Source organism: Parapedobacter sp. ISTM3, assembly GCF_016533505.1.
GTDB lineage: Bacteria > Bacteroidota > Bacteroidia > Sphingobacteriales > Sphingobacteriaceae > Parapedobacter > Parapedobacter luteus.
Genome location: NZ_JAENGN010000006.1, coordinates 233,143 through 253,506 on the forward strand (window position 1 = coordinate 233,143; position 20,364 = coordinate 253,506).

Below are 20,364 nucleotides of genomic sequence, written 5' to 3' on the forward strand. Positions count from 1 at the left end.
ATCATGAAAGTGAAATCCATTTTATTAGGTGCACTGGTTTTTTCCACATCAGTGGCTTTTTCACAAACCAGTAACCTGAGGAAGGCAAAAGCCAGTTATGATAAGTTCAATGAAGTAAAATCCATCGGGAATGCAACACTGGGGGTAAGTGACTTGAACGCCGCCAAAGACGCCCTCGAAAAAGCTATTGAACACGAAAAAACAAAGGAATTGGCTGAAACGTGGACTTACTATGCGCTGGTCAATGCCGATCTGGCGCTGCTGGATTCCACCGAAGCGGCAGACGGTTACATCCAAAAAGCAGTGGAAGCGCGGGACAAGGCCGTTAGCCTGGATTCAGAAAAAGAGAACGAGCAAAACCTGAATATCCTCAATTCCATTCTGGCGCAACACGAACTAAATAAAGGCGTACAAGCATGGGACAGCCAGGATTTTGAAACCGCGTACGGCGCTTTTGACCGCGGCCTGAAATACCTTCCGGGTGATACCACATTACTGTATTATTCGGGCTTGGCAGCCGTAAACTCGCAAAATTACGACAAGGCTTTGGCCAAATATGTCGAGCTGGTACCGGTAGATAGCTTCTCCAACAACCGGCAAATCATATTGGACGTATCAAGACTGTACTTAATGCAGGGCGATACCGCAAACGCCATTAAGTATGCCGAGCTGGGTTCAAGCAAATATCCAAACGATAGTGAGCTCGCTACCCAAAACATCGAATTGAACTTGATGGCTGGCAACCAGGAAAAAATCATCAGCACCATCAACGAACAAGTCGCTAAAGAACCGGACAATAAAAATTTGCACTATTACCTTGGAATCGCATACAACGAGACCGGCGATCTGGAAAAAGCCGAGGCAGCTTACAAAAAAGCGTTGGAAATCGATCCGAACTACCTGGATGCAAATATCAACCTGGGTGGATTGATCTTGAACAGGGGGATCGATCATTTCAACAAAACAAACAACGCTAACCTTGCCCAGTCTGAATACGATACCGAAATCAAAAAGGCTTACGATATCTTCGATACGGCATTGCCCTATTTGCAGAAAGCAGTGGAAGTGGATGGCAAATCGTATTTGGCCTTGGCTAACCTGAAAAAGTACTACGAGATCAAAGAAGATCAGGCCAAAGTCGACGAGCTGCAAGCGCGAATAGACGCGTTGCAATAACGAAAAGCCATTCGACAAAATTGGAGCTAATAGCCCGCAGATACAATTATCCGCGGGCTATTTTTTTGCAAATGCGCGTTACCAAACCTGGCCCTTCATAAATAAAGCCGGTATATAGCTGCACGAGGGCGGCTCCCGCTTCCAGCTTTTCCTGCGCATCCGCCGGTGAATGTATCCCACCTACACCAATAATCGGAAACGCGCGATTGGATTTCGTTGCCAGGTAACGGATGACATCCGTGGCACGCTTGGTCAAGGGCCGGCCACTCAATCCCCCCGATTCGTTTTTCCAGCGTCCTTCATGCTCCAATCCTTGGCGATCAATGGTCGTATTGGTCGCAATGACCCCCGCAATACCGGTATCCTGGACAATGGTTATGATATCGTCCAATTGTGAATCTGTCAGGTCAGGTGCTATTTTCAGCAACAAAGGCCTTGAAACATCCCCCTTCCGGTTGCGCTGTTGCAGCGTATTTAAAATATGGGTCAATGGTTCCTTGTCCTGCAATGCGCGCAGCCCCGGGGTATTCGGGGAGCTTACATTGACAACAAAATAGTCGACAACATCGAATAACGCATCGAAGCATTTGATATAATCGCTTACCGCGTCCTCATTCGGAGTCGCTTTATTCTTCCCGATATTGCCGCCTATGACAATATGTTTGCGGTCTTTGAGGTGTTTCAGCCTGGTAGCGGCTACGTCCACGCCCTGGTTGTTGAATCCCATGCGATTGATTAACGCCTGATCTTCCACCAATCGAAACAAACGCGGCTTATCGTTTCCCGGTTGCGGCAATGGTGTCACCGTGCCGATTTCGATAAACCCGAAACCCAAGGCGGACATTTCTGCTACATATTCGGCATTCTTGTCAAACCCGGCCGCCAGACCGACGGGGTTCTTGAATTTCAGGCCAAATACTTCACGTTCCAACGATGGGTGTTCATAACCGTAGATCGATTTCAATAACCGCTTGCTTCCCCATAGCTTGCTGAACGATCGCAGGCCGCCGGAGACAAGCCGGTGGGCCTGCTCCGGATCGAGCGAAAAAAGGAGTGGTTTCACGAGTTTATACATGGTTGCAAAGGTAGATCTTAGATTTTAGATTTGCGATTCACAAACTACGATTTTAGGGTTTTGACTTCCGACGCTGGACTTCTGACTTTTTCGTACCTTTGCACACGAAATGATTGCGATAAACAACCTTACATTTGAAATAGGCGCGCGCGCATTATATGACGAAGCCAGCTGGCATATCAAGCCCGGGGATAAAACGGGGCTCATCGGGGCCAACGGAACGGGAAAAACTACCCTATTGAAGCTTATCGTTGGCGACTACTCCCCCACCGCGGGCAGTATATCCATGGCTAAGGATATAAAAATAGGCTATCTCAATCAAGATTTGCTGTCCTATCAGTCTGATAAGAGCATCTTGCATGTCGCCATGGAAGCCTTTGAGCGTCAAAACCAATTGCATGCCGAGATTGAGCGGTTGCTCAAAAAACTCGAAACCGACTATTCAGATGACATCATCCAGAAGTTGAGCGACAAGCAAACCGAGTTTGAAGCCTTGGATGGCTATAACATCGAATATCGGGCGCATGAAATACTGGCTGGCCTGGGATTCAGTGACGGCGATCAGCAGCGCCCGCTTTCGGAGTTTTCAGGTGGCTGGCGTATGCGGGTAATGCTGGCCAGGATACTGCTTCAGACACCGGACATCCTGCTGCTTGACGAACCAACGAACCACTTGGACCTCCCCTCCATTAAATGGCTCGAAAGCTATTTGCAGGCGTTCGAAGGGGCTATCGTCATTGTGTCGCATGACCGTTATTTTCTCGACAGGGTAGTCAATTCCATCGTGGAATCCAAACGGGGAAAACTGATCCAGTATGCGGGAAACTACAGCTTTTATTTGGAAGAAAAGGCGCTGCGGGAAGAAATACAGAGCAACCAGTATAAAAACCAGCAAGCCAAAATCAAACAAGAGGAACGGCTTATTGAACGGTTCCGTGCCAAAGCCAGCAAGGCGAAGATGGTACAGTCGCGTATCAAAGCACTTGAACGCATGGAAAAGGTGGATGATGTGGATGACTATAATCCTACCGTCAACTTCCGCTTCAAGTTCAGCAAGCAATCCGGAAGGCATGTCGTGCGGATGGAAAACGTGAGCAAATCGTATCCGGGACTTCCCATCCTCGAACATGCGGATGCTATCATTGAAAAGGGCGATAAGATCGCACTCATCGGTGCCAACGGGAAGGGCAAATCAACCCTGCTGCGCATCGTCGCCAATACGGACCGTGACTTTACGGGAACGTGCGAGACCGGGCACAACGTTACGCAGACGTTTTTTGCACAACATCAACTGGAAGCCCTGCACCTCGACAACGAGATCCTGCAGGAATTACAGGTGTTTGCGCCCAAGCACACCGAGACCGAACTTCGCTCGATTCTGGGGTGTTTCCTGTTTACAGGTGACGATGTATTTAAAAAGATACGGGTACTCTCCGGCGGTGAAAAATCCCGGGTTGCGTTGGCAAAAGCACTGACCGCTGACGCCAATTTTCTTATTCTGGATGAGCCGACCAACCACCTGGACATCCAGTCGGTCAATATCCTCATCCAGGCACTCAGGCAATTTGAAGGTACGTTCATCGTCGTATCGCACGACCGTTACCTGCTGGACCATGTGGCCAATAAAATCTGGTATATCGAAGATCGCCAGATAAAGGAATACCCCGGTACGTACCAGGAGTACGAGGAGTGGCAGGCCAAACGGATCACAAAAACGGCAGCCGCAGAGAAAAGCGGAACAAAGCCAGCCAAGGCAACGGCCAAGCAGGCGGCTCCCCCGAAAAACGAAGACAAGGAGCAACAGGCCAGAAAGCTGAATAAGGAACTCGAAAATATAGAACGGCGTATCGATGAGATCGAAACATCCATTAAAACTACGGAAACTTTAATGGCTGACGAAAACCTGTATACTGATCAAGCAAAACTTAATGAAACATCCCTGCGATACGACGGCCTAAAGCGGGAATTAGCCGGCTTGCAAAAGCAATGGGAAAAACTTGCCGAAGAAATTATGCTGTTAGCGGACTGACGGCCGGTGAGCTGTGGTTGATAAGGGGATATAGTATGTCACCAATATGATTAGAAAATTCGTCGTACTCGCTGTGCTGCTTCACATCGGGTTGGGCATCGCTGCCCAGAAACCAAAAAAGAAACGCGTGCAGCGCGAACGCAGCCCACAACAGGAGCTGCGCTATGACAACGTCAATTACCTGCCGGTCATCAAAACGGTACAGCTGTTTCCGGTAGAACAGGAAAATGCACTGCCGGTGATTGAGCTGCACAGCAATGAGCAGTTAACGCTGGCCTTTGACGATCTGCGGGCCGATGTCCGCAACTACTATTTCAGCATCGAACATTGCGACGCTAATTGGACTCCAAGCCGACTTTCGCCACTGGAATACGCCGAAGGCTTTAATGAAGAACGTGTCCGGGAGTATCAGCCATCCGTAAATACGCTTCAGCCGTACACCCATTACCGGGTCAATTTCCCCACGGATAATATACGACCGAAACTGGCAGGCAACTACCTGCTGAAGGTGTATGAAGACGCCGATAAGAGCAGGCTCATCATCACCAGGCGATTTTATGTGTTGGCCCCGTTGATGGCCATTACACCCCAGCTTGTTCCCTCCCCTGATGTCAGCAAACGCAATAAAAATCAAAAACTGAACCTCAACGTCAATACCGGAGGGCTTACGGTCAACAATCCCTACCAGGATGTCAAAATCCTGGTCATGCAAAATCAACGGCCGGACGTCCAGCAATGGCTCACCACGCCGCTCTTTGTAAGCAACAAGGAGCTGACCTATACCGATAATAAAACGCTGGACTTCGGCGGTGGCAATGAGTTTCGGTATATCGATTTGCGGAGCCTTCGCCTGGCATCGGAGCGGGTAGCCAGTATACGCATAGATAGTACGGCCAGCGTTGAGCTCGTGCCGGACAATAATTATAAAGATGCAACCTATGCGTCGGTATTTGACGAAAACGGGGCGTTTTTTATCCGCAATCAGGACAAGGCCAATGCCGACACCGAATCCGATTACATTTCCGTCACATTTACCCTTGAGGACAAGGCGGTAGCGGACGGCTCCGTATATGTTGTCGGTGGCTTCAACAACTACGTACAGGAAGCATCCAACCGCATGGTATACGATACGCTGCAGCGCGCATGGCAATGTACCCTGCTGCTGAAACAGGGCCTATATGACTACGAGTATGTACACGTCAGTACCAGTGGTGCGATAAACACTTCATTCTCCAGCGGAAATCATTTCGAAACCAACAATACCTATCAGATTCTGGTATACAACCGGCGCCAAGGCACGACGTGGGACGAGCTCGCAGGATATGCCGAGGTTAGGAATTGACCATCGCCAGCCGTTCCTGGAGCATACGTGATATCCGGTTGAAGTAGCGTTTTTGTTTGTAGCCCATCACCCATTGCACACCGTGTACTGCATTGGTGTGGAATATTTCGTCCGCTTCATTCATAATATCCGGACTTATCTGGGCCTCAATCACCTCCAAGCCACTATCCAGGGCCATGTCAATGACGACTTTGCGCATCACTCCATCAATGCAGCCTTCACTGATAGCCGGCGTGTAGAGCTTTTTGCCATACCACACAAATACGTTCGAACTGAGCGACTCGCAAAGGAACCCTTCCTGATTCAGGATCAGCACATCATCCAACCCCTTCTTTTTACGGTACAGTCCGGCCATGACATACACGAGCGCATTCGCTGATTTCAGCTTCGATAATTCACTGTAGGGTTTTCGGTATTCAGCATAAACGTCGACAATGAGGCCAAGCTTTCGGTGCTTCACATCATCGGTGTCCAGTGGCGACACACTCATCACATAGGCGGCTTTATTCTGCTGCGGACTGTAAAGCCCTTCGCCATCCCGGTAGATCTGGAGCCGTACACGTACATGCTGGCCATTCAATCCGTTCTTGCTGACCAACGCCGTAGCGCGTGAGCGGATAAACTGCTCATCAACAGCCGCATCATATTCCAATTGGAGCATTCGCATGCCTTCCTGGAGCCTGGCCACGTGGTGGTTCAAAAAACGGATATCGCCATCCATCCATCGCATCGTCTCAAACAGTCCATCGCCATACCGAAATGCTCGGTTATTTGCGGTTAGGATAGCTTCCCTTTCGGGGACGTGATTATTATTAAAATCTATATAGTGTACTGGCATTAATATTAAATTGAAAAGTCAAAAATCAGCATGTACATACCCCCGCCACTTTTCCAGACACAGGCGGAAATCGTCGGGCAACGGTGTGCTAAACGCCATTTTTTCCTTGGACGTGGGATGTATAAATCCAAGGCTTTGCGCGTGGAGCGCCTGCCGGGGCAGTAATGCGAAACAATTGTCTACAAACTGCTTGTATTTGCTGAATACGGTACCCTTCACAATGTGGTCGCCTCCATACACCGCATCGTTAAACAACGGGTGTCCAATAGACTGCATATGCGCTCGTATCTGGTGCGTGCGCCCGGTCTCCAGTTGGCAAGCTATCAACGTCACGTACCCAAAGCGTTCCAGCACCTGATAATGGGTCACTGACCACTTGCCTTTATCCGGCTCGCGGTACACAGCCATGACCTTCCTGTCTTTTACGCTCCGACCAATATATCCCGTTACGGTGCCATCCGCTGCAATATCCCCCCAAACCAACGCAAGGTACCTGCGGGATATGCTGTGATCAAAAAACTGCTTCGCCAGGTAAGTCAACGCCCACTCATTTTTGCCTACAACCAATAAGCCACTGGTATCTTTATCAATCCGGTGCACCAATCCCGGGCGCCCGTCATTGCCGGGCAACTGCGGAAAATTGGAAAAGTGATAGACCAATGCATTAACCAAGGTGCCCGAATAATTGTTGTATCCCGGATGTACCACCATTCCTGCAGGCTTGTTGACCACGAGCAAGTCGTCATCCTCATATAGGATCTCCAATGGAATGTTTTCAGGATAGATTTCAGTATCGCGGGGCGGATGCGGCAGCACAACGGAAATCACATCCGACGGCTTTACCTTGTAGCTTGCTTTCACTTGCTGCCCGTTGACGAGTACTGTCCCAGCGATAATGGCATGTTGGATGCGGTTGCGGGAGGCGTTTTCTATCCTGTTCATCAGGAATTTATCAATGCGCAATAGCGCCTGCCCCTTATCTACAACTATGCGCAGGTGCTCAAATAAATCCTGCTCATCTGATTCCTGCAAATCCAAATCGTCTGACATGGGCGCAAAATTAGCTAAAAAGCCGTGCATTTTGGCTAAGTTTGCAAAAACAACATGCTGCCGTTTGATTTCCATAGCCCGGTTGAGCCCCTCGATTTCCCGCTGTTCAAAGAAAAAGGGATCAAGGTTGCTATCAAACGGGATGACATGATCCATCCGTTTATCTCAGGTAATAAATGGCGCAAACTCAAATATGTGCTGCAAACGGCAGCCAGCCTGGGCAAGGAACATTTGGTCTCCTTTGGCGGGGCCTGGTCTAATCACCTGCTTGCGATGGCCTGTGCCGGCGCCAAATTTGGTTTTCGCACGACTGCCTTTGTCCGGGGTGAAGCGATATCCAACCCCAATCTGTCGTTATGTAGCCTATTTGGCATGCAGCTGCGGTTCGTAAGCCGGGCGGCCTACAAAGATAAAACGTTATTGTTCGATCAACATTACAGACGGGATGAGCAAGCTTATTTCGTTGATGAAGGCGGATGCAGCCTGGAAGGCGCCCGCGGCTGCATGGAGATTTTCGACGAATTGACGCAATCTTATGACCACATATTTTGCGCTTGCGGTACAGGCACCACATTGGCGGGCCTGTCCATGGCGAAGGCCGCACATGGCGGGCCGACACAGCTGCACGGCGTTCCGGTGTTGGCTGGCGGGACGTTCATAAAGGACACCGTGGCCAGCTTGTCCGGGACGGCATGCGCCGATGCGATCATCCTGCACACCGATTACCATTTCGGCGGTTACGCGAAAACCGATCCGGCCTTGAACACCTTCGTCAAGACGTTTGCAGCGCAAACCGGCATTTTAATTGAGCCGGTATATACGGGCAAGCTATGCTATGCGGTGTTTGATCTGGCGGCTCGTGATTATTTTCAGCCAGGCCAATCTATTCTCTTGATCCACACGGGTGGCCTCACCGGCTTGTTGGGCATGCATGAGCAATTCGGGCTGCCCCAAAATGCGAATGTGCTATAAACTGTTTAAACGGCCAAATGGCACCGGAATATGCATTAGCCCCACAATTGTTTGCCATCGGCCACCCAAATTGATATATTTCCTCTATAAAAGTTGTCTCTCAATGGCAGAGGAGAGACCGATAAATTCCTTTTATATGCAATGCGATTAAATTGCATATAAGAGGGAATTTATCTAAGTTTGGGCATAACCAATCCGTTATGCCATGTATAAAATAGCCGTAACGCCGGACGAAGTGCACGCTGTATTGGCCACGCATATACTGGCGGATGGATATGACATCACCTTTGACATGGAGCGCAGCCAAGGAGTTACCATCTACGATTCCAAACATCGGCGCGAGCTGCTTGATTTTTTCACATGCTTTGCCGCGGTTCCCTTGGGATATAACCATCCCAAGATGGCGGGCGACGAAGCGTTTATGAAAAGCCTGCTCCGTGCCGCCTTGATCAATCCATCAAATTCAGACATCTATACGGTCGAATATGCCCAATTTGTATCAACGTTTGCAGGCGTGGCTATCCCACCTTACCTACCCCATGCTTTTTTCGTTTCGGGAGGTGCCCTGGCCGTTGAAAATGCATTGAAGGCGGCCATGGATTGGAAAGTACAGAAAAATTTCAAGAAGGGCTATGGTTATGAAAAAGGCACCAACGTGCTTCATTTCGAACAAGCGTTTCACGGACGTTCGGGATACACGCTCAGCCTTACCAATACCCACCCAAATAAAACCAAGTGGTTTGCCAGGTTTGACTGGCCAAGAGTAAGCAATCCAACACTGACGTTTCCGTTGACGGATGAAAATCTCGAGGACGTGCGGCGACGCGAACAGCAGACCGTCGATCAGATAAAGCAAGCATTCGTTGATTATAAAGATGATATCTGCGCAATCCTTATTGAACCGATACAAGCCGAAGGAGGCGACAACCACTTTCGCCGGGAATTCATGGAACAGTTGCGTGTGTTGGCCGATGAGCAAGATGCCCTGCTCATCTATGACGAAGTGCAGACCGGTGTGGGGCTGACCGGAAAGTTCTGGTGCCACGAACACTTTGGCGAATATGCGCGTCCGGATATCATTGCTTTTGGAAAGAAAATGCAGGTCTGCGGCATCCTGGCCAGTACCCGCATAGATGAAGTCGACACCAATGTATTTCGGGTACCCTCCCGCATCAACTCCACATGGGGTGGCAACTTGGCGGATATGGTGCGGGCCACGAAAATACTTCAAATCATCGAAGAAGACCGGCTGTTGGAGCAGGTTTGCGACACGGGCCGCTACCTGCAACAGCAGTTGCTGCAGCTCGCCGCAAGGCATCCCCGCGTATCCAATGTACGCGGCAAGGGGCTGCTCTGCGCTTTCGACTTTCCGGAGACCCGCCTACGTGATGCGTTTTTGAAAGCCAGTATGGCACGTGGTGTACTATTTCTCGGATGCGGCGACCGATCCGTCCGATGTAGGCCTGCATTGATCATGCAGCAGGCAGATATTGACAAAGGGATGGCAATCGCTGACCTCGTTTTATCAAGTATTTAGTAACTTTCGCTCAAAATAGAATCGTAAACATACGTTAAAAAAAGATCTTATGGCAAAGCGAATTTTGTTGTTAGTCGGCGATTATGTCGAAGATTACGAGGCAATGGTTCCCTACCAAGCTATGCTTTCCGTCGGCCTTTCGGTTGATACCATTGCGCCCGACCGAAAAAAAGGCGACACGGTTCCGACCGCGGTCCATGACTTTGGCGGCGACCAGACGTATAAAGAAACGCAGGGACACCGTTTCGGCATCACGGCCGATTTTGATGCCGTTGACCCAGCCACGTATGATGGATTGTACATCGCCGGCGGGCGGGCTCCCGAATATATTCGGCTCAATCAGCGGGTCTTGGCCATTACGCGGCATTTTTTTGAGGAAGACAAGCCCGTCGCCGCGATATGTCACGGAATCCAGATCCTGACTGCAGCGAAAGTGCTTTCGGGCCGCACGCTCACCGCTTATGTCGCGGTAGGACCCGATATCGAGCTCGCTGGCGGCACCTGGAAAAACATTGCTCCGGATGAGGCCATTGTCGACGGGAACCTGGTCACCTCCCCTGCTTGGCCTGGCCACCCAGCCATTTTAAGTGAGTTTTACAAACTTCTGGGTATCCACATCGGGTGATTAACAAAAAGGGGCAGTCGGACTGCCCCTTTTTGTTATATCCTGTTGCCGGATCCCGGCAGTTGCTCCAATCTAGGGCCTGCTGTGGTAATTAGGTGCCTCTTTGGTGATGGTGATGTTATGCGGATGGCTCTCGCGCAAACCCGCGCCTGTTATTTTGACGAAGCGAGCGCCCTGCAGTGCCTTGATGGTCGGTGCGCCGCAATACCCCATGCTTGCCCGCAAGCCTCCTACATATTGGTAAACCACTTCCGCCAGCGTGCCTTTATAGGCCACGCGGCCGACAATGCCTTCCGGCACCAGCTTTTTGATATCATCTTCCACATCCTGGAAATAGCGATCTTTCGAGCCCTGCTCCATCGCTTCCACCGACCCCATGCCTCGGTAAGATTTAAACTTCCGGCCTTCATAGATAATGGTTTCTCCGGGTGCCTCTTCAACCCCGGCAAATAATGAACCCGCCATGATGGTATCCGCGCCGGCGGCTATCGCTTTTGCGATATCCCCGGTCTGCTTGATGCCCCCATCGGCAATGACCGGCACATTACGGCCGCGGAGCGCCTTGGCAACTTCATAAACGGCATACAGTTGCGGTACCCCCACTCCGGCAATAATACGCGTCGTACAGATAGATCCGGGCCCGATTCCCACCTTCACTGCGTCCGCACCGGCATCCGCCAGTGCAATGGCTGCTTCCGCGGTAGCTATGTTACCGACGATAAGCTCCAGGCTCGGAAAAGCCGATTTCACTTCTTTCAGTTTTTCAATAACTCCCTTGGAATGCCCATGCGCGGTGTCGATGGTCACGACGTCGACCCCGGCTTTCACCAACGCTTCCACGCGCTCCATGGTATCGCCCGTCACGCCTACTGCCGCCCCCACAAGCAACCTGCCATGGCTGTCTTTAGCTGCATTGGGGAAATGTCTGTATTTCTGTATATCTTTAAATGTGATGAGCCCCACGAGCACATGGTTGTCATCAACAACCGGTAGCTTTTCTATTTTATGGTTCTGTAAAATGGCCTCCGCTTTAAGCAGATCCGTACCAATTGGAGCCACGACCAACCCCTCTTTGGTCATCATCTCGGTGATCGGGCGGCGCATATCCTTCTGAAAACGGAGGTCGCGGTTCGTCACAATCCCCACCAGCTTATTGGTGCTGTCGATAATTGGAATTCCGCCAATCTTATGTTCTTTCATGATTTGAAAGGCGTCGCCAACCGTCGCATTTTCGCCAAGCGTCACCGGATCTTGGATCATGCCGCTTTCCGAACGCTTCACTTTGCGTACTTCTGCCGCCTGGTCGCCAATGCTCATGTTTTTATGCAACATACCTAAACCACCTGCCTGAGCAAGCGCAATCGCCAGATCGGCACCGGTCACGGTATCCATTGCTGCCGACACCAAGGGGATGTTCAACCGGATATTTCTCGTCAGGTGCGTCGTAGTATCTACGTCACGGGGCAATACTTCTGAGTAAGCAGGAATTAAAAGCACATCGTCGTAGGTGAGGCCTTCAGCTACGAACTTTTCGGGATCTAAATGCATGGCAAATATGTATTGGAGTTACTATTTGCCGGGCAAAATTACTGATTTTTTGCGTCGTTTACAAATAAAAAAGTTTTAGCACCTTAAAAGGAGTACCCGACACCGATTTGGAAGACACGGTTTAGAGAAATCTTATCCGGATCGTCAAAAATACCCAAGAAATAATCATTGTTGAATACATCAAGCAAGCCGGTTTTAAAGCGGCCTTCAATCGTCAGGCCAAAAGGCAGCGTATAGCCAAGTCCAAGGGTAAGCCCCAGATCAGCCCCATTGTAATCACCGTCAAAATCAATACGCGGGAAATTCCTGCCTATTTTCACATCGAACGAGGGGCCTGCCATACCGTGGAAGCCTCCCGCAAAATAGAACTTGTTGATTATCCCCAACGAAAGGTATTCGATAGTTACACCCCGTTGCCCAATGGGTACTCCCCCTTCATCAACGGTCGCTACGTTACGAGCACCTTGCCGTGAATACGTCAATTCCGGTTGCAAGGTATAACGCGGGCTCAGACGAACGCCTAAGGCACCACCTGCATAAAAATCCGTTTTAAAATCTGCATCAATATTGCTCAGCGTCGATACGTTCATACCGGCCCGGATACCGGGAGATACCTTTTTCTGGGCATACAATTGCGCGGTTGCAGCCATTACGGCCATCAATATGCATAGTCTTCTTATCATAAGTCTCCCCCTGTGCCGTCCCCGTGCAGATTACAAGCCATTAGGTTGCAAAATCAGGCAAATTGCTTTGGCACTTTTGGTATTTTTTTTGCAAGGATACAAAAAATGCAAGTCTCACGTCATCTGCTATGAGCAAAAATTTTTTAACATTTTAAAAACAAGTGTCATGAAAAAAATCTTTTTTACCTCATTATTTTGCACATTGTTGCTATTCACCACCCATTACAACGCTAGTGCCCAATCCTACCGGACAGGCGCCGGATTGTTTATCGATGCCGGCGATGGCCGTACGTTTGTAGGACCGCATATCAAACATTTCTTTTCCGCCAATAACGCAGGCCAGGCGATGATTCTGTTTGCAGACCGGACCACCATCATCGGTGCCGAATATTCCTACAACCAGCCGATCCCCGGAGCGCAGGGCCTTTCATGGAATGTCGGGGTTGGACCGCAGGTAGCCATCCGCCGCGAAAATTCCGATTTCCTGATTCGGCCGATGCTCGGCCTGGAGTTCAAAATCCCTTCCGCCCCCCTGGCTTTTGGTTTTGATTGGCGCCCTTGGTGGAATGTAAGCGACAGTTTCTTTAGACCCGGCCGGTTCGGCCTAGCCTTTAAGTTTACGTTTTAACGCCTTCCGTTATTCAACAGGCAACACCCCGTATCATTGCGGGGTTTTTATTTGTACCTTTGTGCAGATTTTGAACATATGCTATGGAGCGCCCTGCGCTGAATCACGCTACACGTACCCACCGTATCGCCATTGGCGTAGCCTTTTTTGTTTATGGGCTATGTTTTGCTTCCTGGGCTTCCCGGATTCCGGACATCAAAAACATGCTTGGATTGTCCGAAGGGAAATTAGGCATTGTATTGTTTTCCTTGCCTATTGGCACGTTGGTGTCGCTGCCCATTTCAGGCTGGATAATTGGCCGGCTGGGCAGCAAACACATCGTATTTGCCGCCGCGTTATTTTACACATTGTTCCTGGTAGGGATCGGTTATTGGGGGCATATGTACAGCCTGATGGCCAATTTAGTGCTTTTCGGCGCATCAGGCAACCTGCTCAACATCGCAGTCAATACGCAGGCGGTGACACTTAGTAACCACTATGCCAAACCCATCATGGGTGCGTTTCATGGGATGTGGAGCATTGCGGGATTCGTCGGCGCGGGTATTGGGGCGCTGATGATCGACCGACACATCGTGCCGTTCCACCATTTTATGGTGATTGCATCCGTATCCACGCTGTGCATCATCGGCATTACCACCTACCTGATTTCGGAGGACCGCACCATTCAACCCAAAAAAGAGCCGTTGTTTGCGATTCCGGACAAGCCATTGGCCGTATTGGGCGCCATTGCGTTCTGCGCGATGATTGGAGAAGGCGCTTTGTACGATTGGAGCGGCATCTACATGGAGCAAGTGGTTCGTGCAGACAAGCAATTGGTCGGATACGGATTAAGCGCCTTTCTCTTTAGCATGGCCGCCGGCCGGTTTTTGTCCGATTGGACGGTCAGGCGCTTTGGCGCGAAGACAACCTTGGTGCTGAGCGGTATGCTTAGCGCTGCCGGACTGCTCCTCGCGGTCTCCTATCCGCATTTCGGCACCGTTATCTTTGCTTTTTTAATGGTAGGCATCGGTTCTTCAGCCATTATCCCGCTGGTATACAGCCTTGCCGGCCGCTCGGGGCGGCTATCCCCCGGCTCGGCGCTTGCAGCGGTCAGTACCATCGGCTTTTGCGGCTTCCTCGTGGGGCCGCCCCTCATTGGCTTAATTGCCGAATTTACAGGGCTCCGGGCGGCCTACGCAGTCATCGCTTCCATGGGTATTTTCATCATTATTCTGGCCACAAAAATCAAGCACACAACCAGTTAACAAAAACAACAGCACCGCAATAATAAACTGCAAAAATAGCCTTTCATTACACGAAAATTTTATACCTTTGCCGTTCTTAACAAAATTTTGTATAAAAAGAACAGATTAACACAAGTTAACACAAGAAAATGCAAGGTAAAGGGCTGATTAAATTTTTGGTAGTAGTGATCGCCATTGCGTGTCTCTATTCCCTGTCATTCACATTCGTAACCCGCAAGGTAGAACGGGATGCCGTGGCATATGCCAAGGGTGATATTACGAAAGAGAAGGCATATTTAGATTCCATGGCCGGCGAAGTAGTATACAACCTGGGTATTGCCAATTATACCTACCGCGAAGCCAAAGGAAATGAAATCGCATTGGGGTTGGATTTGAAGGGCGGGATGAATGTGACCATGGAAGTGTCGTTGCAGGAATTGGTGCGTAATCTGGCCAATAACCCGAAGGACGAAAATTTCAATAAAGCATTGGAAAATGCCACCGTCCGGAGCAAAAACAGCCAAAATGGATACGTCAGCCTCTTCGTTGAAGAGTTCAAAAAACTCAGTCCCAATACCCCTTTAGCAAGCTTCTTCGCTACGAAGGACAACACGGCCTACGTCAAACCCAATAGTACGGATGCGCAGGTGGCAAGCTTCCTCGAACGTGAGGCAACCAATGCCATCGACAACTCGTTTAAAGTGCTCCGCACCCGTATTGACAAATTCGGCGTCACTTCTCCCAACATTCAATTGCAGCAGGGAACCAACCGTATCCTCATCGAATTACCCGGCGTAACCGATGAAGACCGCGTACGCAAGCTGCTACAGGGCTCCGCAAGGCTGGAATTTTGGCAGACCTATGACAACATGGAGATATACCCCATGTTAGAGAATGTCAACAGCGCGCTGGCAGCAACATTGAAAGAAACCGAAAAGACAGGTCAAGGCACAACGGATACGGCCACGGCAGACAGCACAGATGCCGGTCTGTTGGCCACCCTCGGCGCAAACCAAGACTCTGTGAGCACCGACTCCTCAGAGAACCAATTAGCGCAACAAAACCCGCTGTTCAATATTTTGCGGCCGGCTACCGCAATGGCGCCGAACAACCAGATTGTATTGGCTCCAGGACCCATTGTGGGGTATGCCCAGCTTCGGGATACCGCCAAAGTAAATCGCTACCTCGCGCATCCGGTCGTAAAGCAGATAATCCCCGGTAATGTACAGCTGTTATGGGGCGTAAAACCAAGCCCACGCACGCCTGAACAACTCGAGCTCTACGCAGTTAAACCCAGTGGCGCAGATGCCGGACCTATCCTGAGCGGCAATGTGATTACCGATGCCAAGGACGATTTCGATCCGCAATCGAACAGTCCCATGGTAACGATGTACATGAACAGCGAAGGTGCGCGGGAATGGCGCAGAATCACAGCCTCGGCTTCTGCTGACCCCAACAATAAACAGGCCATCGCCATTGTGTTGGACGGAGTGGTATACTCCGCTCCTACGGTTCAGGGCGAAATCCCCAATGGCATTTCGCAAATCACCGGTAATTTTACCATCGAAGACACCAAAGATTTGGCAAACGTGCTCAAAGCCGGCCGTCTACCTACAACAGCCAAAATCGTTGAAGAAGCAGTTGTCGGACCTACATTGGGTCAAGCGGCTATCGACGCCGGTATCAATTCGGCTATCATCGGGCTGCTCATCGTATTGGTATTCATGATTTTCTACTATAACCGTGGCGGATGGGTAGCAAATATCGCTGTGATATTCAACGTCTTCTTCCTCATGGGGGTTATGGCCTCGCTGAATGCCGTATTGACACTTCCCGGTATTGCCGGTATCGTATTGACATTGGGCACGGCCGTGGATGCCAACGTACTCATATACGAGCGTATCCGCGAAGAGTTAGCGCTCGGAAAATCGGTTCGACAGGCCATCGCTGATGGTTATAAGCATGCGATGCCATCGATACTCGACTCGCAAATCACCACGTTTTTGGTAGGTGTAATCCTCTTCTTCTTCGGCAGCGGGCCTATCCTGGGCTTTGCCACCACGTTGATGATCGGTATTATCACCTCGCTCTTCACGGCTATTTTCATCACCCGCATCATATTTGACTGGATGTTGAATAAAGGTTGGGACATCAAAGTATCCTATCCGTGGAGTGCCAACACGCTGACGAATGCCAACTTTGCATTCGTGCAAAACCGCAAGAAGCTATACCTTGCTTCCGGGCTGTTCATCGTTATTGGCTTTATCTTCATCTTCACCAAAGGATTCAGCTTAGGGGTGGATTTTCAAGGAGGAAGGACTTATACCGTGCGGTACGAAAACCCAATCAATCTGGAAGAGGTACGGAGCAATCTCAACCAGACCTTTGGCCTGACCACTGAGGTGAAAATTTACGGCGCGGACAACCAGGTACGCGTAACGACCACCTACCACATCGAAGACACTGATGATGCGGCGGACAAGGAAGTGCTGGCCAAGTTGAATGAAGGCCTTTCAAAAATCGACGGGAATAGCTATGAGATACTGAGTTCGCAGAAAGTAGGCCCCACGATTGCCAATGACATCAAATCGCGGGCCGTCTATGCGGGCATCTTTTCGATTATTGTCATCGCACTGTACATTCTTATCCGTTTCCGTAAATGGCAGTACAGCTTGGCTGCGGCAATTCCAACCATACATGATGCCTTGGTAATCCTCGTCCTATTCTCGATGCTCGACGGTATCGTTCCGTTTTCGTTGGATATCGACCAGCATTTCGTGGCAGCGATATTGACGGTGATCGCCTACTCGGTCAACGACACTGTGGTTGTATTTGACCGGTTACGGGAATATCTTGGTATGTCAAAGCGCAAAAATGAGGACATCAGCGAGACGGTAAACTTAGCCATCAACAAAACCCTTAGCCGTACGATTGTCACCTCACTGACCGTGATTTTTGTCATGGCTATTTTATTCATCTTCGGCGGTGAAGTCATCAGAGGTTTTTCATTTGCCATTTTGGTAGGCATTATCGTGGCCACCTATTCTTCGATATGCTTGGCTGCACCATTGATCGTGGACTTGCAGAAAAAACCAAGTACCGCTGATGCTTCCGATGCACAATCGGCACAAAACGCGACGATAAGGACCGCAAAAGTATAGACGGGTGACATTGTCCAAACTATACAACAGGCTGTCGGAATGTAACCGACAGCCTGTTTTCATTTACGGCCATTCGGTAAGAGGTGAAGTGATCTTTTTTCTCAGTGTAACGCTTTTAGTGAGTTTTCACCACGAGGGCGAATTATTTAGGCAAATAACAAGGTCTTTTGACACATTTTTTTAACTTTGTCGCGGCAAATCACTAACCAACAATAGCATTTTCGGTTACATATATGCCGATTTGGATACTTGGACCCGTGCGATGATAGACACTCCATGTAAAAAAACAAGCATACAAGCTATTACTCACGGTATTGACTTTAAATTACGCAAATTTTCAACAAACAATTAATGAAGTTACACACTAAGATTTTCATTGGGATGATATTCGGCATTGGAGCTGGATTAATTGTCAAAAATCTTGGATTGCCTCAAGAAACACTGGACAGCATCGTAAAATGGGTAGAACCGATAGGCAGGATATTCATGAACCTCATTTTCATGATGGTCATCCCGCTCATCTTATCTGCACTGATTTTAGGTATCGCCGAAATCGGCGACGTAAAAAAGCTCGGGCGCATGGGCATCAAGCTCTTGGTTTATACCATCATTGTCAGTTTCATTGCGGTATTGATTGGCGTGACCATGGTCAACCTATTCAACCCCGGGGGAACGATTTCAGCGGACACCAGGGAGTACCTGGTCAGTGAATTTGGAGCCGAAGCGGCAAAGGCCAAGGCCCAGGCCGAAGCCATTGAAGCAGACGAACGGACGGTCGGCGATATCCTGGCCCAGATTATACCGCGAAATCCATTCGACGAAATGGTCAATGCCTTTAATTCAAACCACACGGGAGGTGGTTTGCTTTCAGTGATGTTCTTCGCGTTGATTTTTGGCGTCGCCATGGCTGCTGTTGGTGAAGAAAAAACGGCCACGTTGAAACGGTTTCTGGAAGGCCTCTATGAAGTGGTTATCAAAGTCATCGGCTATGCGATGGCCTTGGCGCCCTATGGCGTAGCGGCGCTCCTTTTCAATATGGTGCTCAATGTGGGTGCGGACTTCCTGATATCCTTACTCTGGTACGTGCTTATCGTTCTGGGAGCGTTGGCCATACACCAGTTTGTCGTGTATTCGATTATCCTGAAATATTTTGCCAACCGCAATCCTGTCCAATTCATGAAAGACATCGGGGAGGTGACGCTCACGGCATTCTCCACCAGTTCAAGTAATGCCACCTTGCCTACGGCAATACGGGTAAGCGTCGAAAAGCTGAAAATTCCTAAGCCCATTGCGCACTTCGTCCTGACCATTGGAAGCACAGGCAATCAAAACGGAACAGCGCTGTTTGAAGGCATTACGGTACTTTTCCTTGCTCAGGTTTTCAATGTGGAGCTGACCCTGGGGTCGCAGATTACCGTGGTACTGCTCTGCATATTGGCCGGCGTCGGTACGGCAGGTGTTCCCGGCGGTTCATTACCGGTAATTGTCACGATTCTCGTATCCATAGGCGTACCGGGTGAGGCTATCGCACTTATTTATGGTGTCGACCGTATACTGGACATGTCGCGTACGACACTCAATGTCAATGGCGATATCACGGCTGCAGCCTACATTCAGCATGTCGAAGCGAAACATGCCCGGAAGCATCAGCAGCCCCAGTAGACCGCAGCGGACTCGTTGCTAATCATGTTTTTCAATTCGATCCGGATCGTGTAGCAGGCCAACCGACTTGGCCACCACGGCTGCCACGGTCGCGTCGCTTGTCACGTTGGTGACCGTGCGGCACATATCCAACGGTCGGTCTATCGCGAATATCAGCGCCAGACCGGCCTCGGGAATGCCGGCCTGTCCGAGCACAATGACCAGCATGACAATGCCTGCACTGGGTACCGCGGCCGTACCGATGGAAGCCAAGACAGTGGTCAGGATGATCATCAGCTGTGTCTCCAGCCCCAAGGCCTCCGGAAGCATGGCCTGTGCGATAAAGATAGCCGCCACAGCCTGATACAACGCGGTGCCGTCCATATTGATCGTAGCCCCGAGGGGCAACACAAAACTCGATACTTCGTCGTCAACCCCTAAATGATCCGTTACCCGCTCCATTGTGACCGGCAAGGTCGCAGCGCTCGAACTCGTCGAAAACGCAAGCAACTGCGCCGGTGAAATGGCGTTGAAAAATCGTCCCGGTTTCACCTTCGCAAAAACATAAAGCACCGTGGGATAAAACGCAAACATCAGCAACAACAGCCCTAAGACAACGGTCAGTCCGTAAATTCCCAACGCACCCAACGTAGAGTAATCCGGAATTTCAACAATTAATGCTGCCATCAATGCAAAAACGCCTATTGGTGAAAACAACATGACGATATCGATGACTTTTAATATCACGTCGTTAAGTCCCTTGAAAAAGTCCACTACCGGTTTTGATTTGCGTTCGTCAACCATGATAAGCCCGATACCGACCAAAATCACGAAAA

16 protein-coding genes are annotated in these 20,364 nt (G+C 49.9%); 10 read left to right on the plus strand and 6 right to left on the minus strand.

What is annotated here, in order from left to right:
- Nucleotides 1-3 precede the first annotated feature (3 nt).
- Nucleotides 4-1,176: a lipopolysaccharide assembly protein LapB gene (locus JHJ32_RS10740; protein WP_079715950.1), complete on the plus strand. Its 1,173-nt coding sequence runs from the start codon at nt 4-6 to the stop codon at nt 1,174-1,176.
- Nucleotides 1,177-1,222: 46 nt separating this feature from the next.
- On the opposite strand, the gene JHJ32_RS10745 is transcribed toward JHJ32_RS10740, so the two are convergent.
- A complete protein-coding gene (locus tag JHJ32_RS10745; protein WP_200120956.1) occupies nt 1,223-2,251 on the minus strand; it encodes a quinone-dependent dihydroorotate dehydrogenase in 1,029 nt (342 codons plus the stop codon).
- 109 nt (nt 2,252-2,360) lie between these two features.
- Between JHJ32_RS10745 and JHJ32_RS10750 the strand changes: the two genes are divergently transcribed.
- Both JHJ32_RS10750 and JHJ32_RS10755 read left to right on the plus strand, forming a co-directional pair.
- Complete coding sequence (locus JHJ32_RS10750; RefSeq protein ID WP_200120957.1) at nt 2,361-4,280, plus strand: ABC-F family ATP-binding cassette domain-containing protein; 1,920 nt, start codon at nt 2,361-2,363, stop codon at nt 4,278-4,280.
- 46 nt (nt 4,281-4,326) lie between these two features.
- Nucleotides 4,327-5,622 carry a type IX secretion system plug protein domain-containing protein gene (locus JHJ32_RS10755; protein WP_079715953.1) on the plus strand — a complete coding sequence of 432 codons (1,296 nt, stop codon included), beginning with the start codon at nt 4,327-4,329 and terminating at the stop codon, nt 5,620-5,622.
- Here JHJ32_RS10755 and JHJ32_RS10760 read toward each other — a convergent pair.
- Both JHJ32_RS10760 and JHJ32_RS10765 read right to left on the minus strand, forming a co-directional pair.
- On the minus strand, nt 5,612-6,460 hold the full coding sequence (locus tag JHJ32_RS10760; RefSeq protein WP_200120958.1) for an aminotransferase class IV: 849 nt from the start codon (nt 6,458-6,460) through the stop codon (nt 5,612-5,614). The two genes, JHJ32_RS10755 and JHJ32_RS10760, sit on opposite strands and share 11 nt — an antisense overlap.
- 18 nt (nt 6,461-6,478) lie before the next feature.
- Nucleotides 6,479-7,510 (minus strand): RluA family pseudouridine synthase, encoded by a 1,032-nt coding sequence (locus tag JHJ32_RS10765; protein WP_079716052.1) that lies wholly within the window; start codon nt 7,508-7,510, stop codon nt 6,479-6,481.
- Between the two features lie 147 nt (nt 7,511-7,657).
- On the opposite strand from JHJ32_RS10765, the gene JHJ32_RS10770 reads away from it, so the two are divergent.
- From JHJ32_RS10770 to JHJ32_RS10780, 3 genes are all read left to right on the plus strand, one after another.
- On the plus strand, nt 7,658-8,482 hold the full coding sequence (locus JHJ32_RS10770) for a 1-aminocyclopropane-1-carboxylate deaminase/D-cysteine desulfhydrase (protein ID WP_370584501.1): 825 nt from the start codon (nt 7,658-7,660) through the stop codon (nt 8,480-8,482).
- Between the two features lie 205 nt (nt 8,483-8,687).
- Nucleotides 8,688-10,019: an L-lysine 6-transaminase gene (gene lat, locus JHJ32_RS10775; protein ID WP_200120960.1), complete on the plus strand. Its 1,332-nt coding sequence runs from the start codon at nt 8,688-8,690 to the stop codon at nt 10,017-10,019.
- A gap of 49 nt (nt 10,020-10,068) precedes the next feature.
- Nucleotides 10,069-10,644 (plus strand): DJ-1/PfpI family protein, encoded by a 576-nt coding sequence (locus JHJ32_RS10780; RefSeq protein WP_200120961.1) that lies wholly within the window; start codon nt 10,069-10,071, stop codon nt 10,642-10,644.
- A 72-nt stretch (nt 10,645-10,716) separates the two neighbouring features.
- On the opposite strand, the gene guaB is transcribed toward JHJ32_RS10780, so the two are convergent.
- Both guaB and JHJ32_RS10790 read right to left on the minus strand, forming a co-directional pair.
- The gene (gene guaB / locus JHJ32_RS10785) at nt 10,717-12,192 is read right to left on the minus strand and encodes an IMP dehydrogenase (protein WP_079715958.1); all 1,476 of its coding nucleotides are present in this window, start codon (nt 12,190-12,192) and stop codon (nt 10,717-10,719) included.
- Between the two features lie 83 nt (nt 12,193-12,275).
- On the minus strand, nt 12,276-12,875 hold the full coding sequence (locus JHJ32_RS10790; RefSeq protein WP_200120962.1) for a porin family protein: 600 nt from the start codon (nt 12,873-12,875) through the stop codon (nt 12,276-12,278).
- Between the two features lie 166 nt (nt 12,876-13,041).
- On the opposite strand from JHJ32_RS10790, the gene JHJ32_RS10795 reads away from it, so the two are divergent.
- The 4 genes from JHJ32_RS10795 (at nt 13,042) to JHJ32_RS10810 (ending at nt 19,549) form a co-directional block, all read left to right on the plus strand.
- Nucleotides 13,042-13,503, plus strand: coding sequence for a hypothetical protein (locus JHJ32_RS10795; RefSeq protein WP_139378555.1), 462 nt, complete (start codon nt 13,042-13,044; stop codon nt 13,501-13,503).
- Nucleotides 13,504-13,586: 83 nt separating this feature from the next.
- Nucleotides 13,587-14,747, plus strand: a complete 1,161-nt coding sequence (locus JHJ32_RS10800) for an MFS transporter (RefSeq protein WP_200120963.1) — start codon at nt 13,587-13,589, stop codon at nt 14,745-14,747.
- A gap of 128 nt (nt 14,748-14,875) precedes the next feature.
- A complete protein-coding gene (gene secDF / locus JHJ32_RS10805; RefSeq protein WP_200120964.1) occupies nt 14,876-17,887 on the plus strand; it encodes a protein translocase subunit SecDF in 3,012 nt (1,003 codons plus the stop codon).
- Nucleotides 17,888-18,238: 351 nt separating this feature from the next.
- Nucleotides 18,239-19,549 carry a dicarboxylate/amino acid:cation symporter gene (locus JHJ32_RS10810; RefSeq protein ID WP_200120965.1) on the plus strand — a complete coding sequence of 437 codons (1,311 nt, stop codon included), beginning with the start codon at nt 18,239-18,241 and terminating at the stop codon, nt 19,547-19,549.
- An 18-nt stretch (nt 19,550-19,567) separates the two neighbouring features.
- Here the strand turns inward: JHJ32_RS10810 and JHJ32_RS23010 are convergent, their stop codons facing one another.
- Nucleotides 19,568-20,332: a dicarboxylate/amino acid:cation symporter gene (locus tag JHJ32_RS23010; protein WP_255539747.1), complete on the minus strand. Its 765-nt coding sequence runs from the start codon at nt 20,330-20,332 to the stop codon at nt 19,568-19,570.
- Nucleotides 20,333-20,364 lie beyond the last annotated feature (32 nt).

What these genes read in the sequence shown, in the direction of transcription:
- JHJ32_RS10740 (WP_079715950.1), top strand. Translation starts at nt 4, where the DNA reads ATGAAAGTGAAATCCATTTTATTAGGTGCACTGGTTTTTTCCACATCA.
- JHJ32_RS10745 (WP_200120956.1), bottom strand. Translation starts at nt 2,251, where the DNA reads ATGTATAAACTCGTGAAACCACTCCTTTTTTCGCTCGATCCGGAGCAG.
- JHJ32_RS10750 (WP_200120957.1), top strand. Translation starts at nt 2,361, where the DNA reads ATGATTGCGATAAACAACCTTACATTTGAAATAGGCGCGCGCGCATTA.
- JHJ32_RS10755 (WP_079715953.1), top strand. Translation starts at nt 4,327, where the DNA reads ATGATTAGAAAATTCGTCGTACTCGCTGTGCTGCTTCACATCGGGTTG.
- JHJ32_RS10760 (WP_200120958.1), bottom strand. Translation starts at nt 6,460, where the DNA reads ATGCCAGTACACTATATAGATTTTAATAATAATCACGTCCCCGAAAGG.
- JHJ32_RS10765 (WP_079716052.1), bottom strand. Translation starts at nt 7,510, where the DNA reads ATGTCAGACGATTTGGATTTGCAGGAATCAGATGAGCAGGATTTATTT.
- JHJ32_RS10770 (WP_370584501.1), top strand. Translation starts at nt 7,658, where the DNA reads ATGATCCATCCGTTTATCTCAGGTAATAAATGGCGCAAACTCAAATAT.
- lat (WP_200120960.1), top strand. Translation starts at nt 8,688, where the DNA reads ATGTATAAAATAGCCGTAACGCCGGACGAAGTGCACGCTGTATTGGCC.
- JHJ32_RS10780 (WP_200120961.1), top strand. Translation starts at nt 10,069, where the DNA reads ATGGCAAAGCGAATTTTGTTGTTAGTCGGCGATTATGTCGAAGATTAC.
- guaB (WP_079715958.1), bottom strand. Translation starts at nt 12,192, where the DNA reads ATGCATTTAGATCCCGAAAAGTTCGTAGCTGAAGGCCTCACCTACGAC.
- JHJ32_RS10790 (WP_200120962.1), bottom strand. Translation starts at nt 12,875, where the DNA reads ATGATAAGAAGACTATGCATATTGATGGCCGTAATGGCTGCAACCGCG.
- JHJ32_RS10795 (WP_139378555.1), top strand. Translation starts at nt 13,042, where the DNA reads ATGAAAAAAATCTTTTTTACCTCATTATTTTGCACATTGTTGCTATTC.
- JHJ32_RS10800 (WP_200120963.1), top strand. Translation starts at nt 13,587, where the DNA reads ATGGAGCGCCCTGCGCTGAATCACGCTACACGTACCCACCGTATCGCC.
- secDF (WP_200120964.1), top strand. Translation starts at nt 14,876, where the DNA reads ATGCAAGGTAAAGGGCTGATTAAATTTTTGGTAGTAGTGATCGCCATT.
- JHJ32_RS10810 (WP_200120965.1), top strand. Translation starts at nt 18,239, where the DNA reads ATGAAGTTACACACTAAGATTTTCATTGGGATGATATTCGGCATTGGA.
- JHJ32_RS23010 (WP_255539747.1), bottom strand. Translation starts at nt 20,332, where the DNA reads ATGGTTGACGAACGCAAATCAAAACCGGTAGTGGACTTTTTCAAGGGA.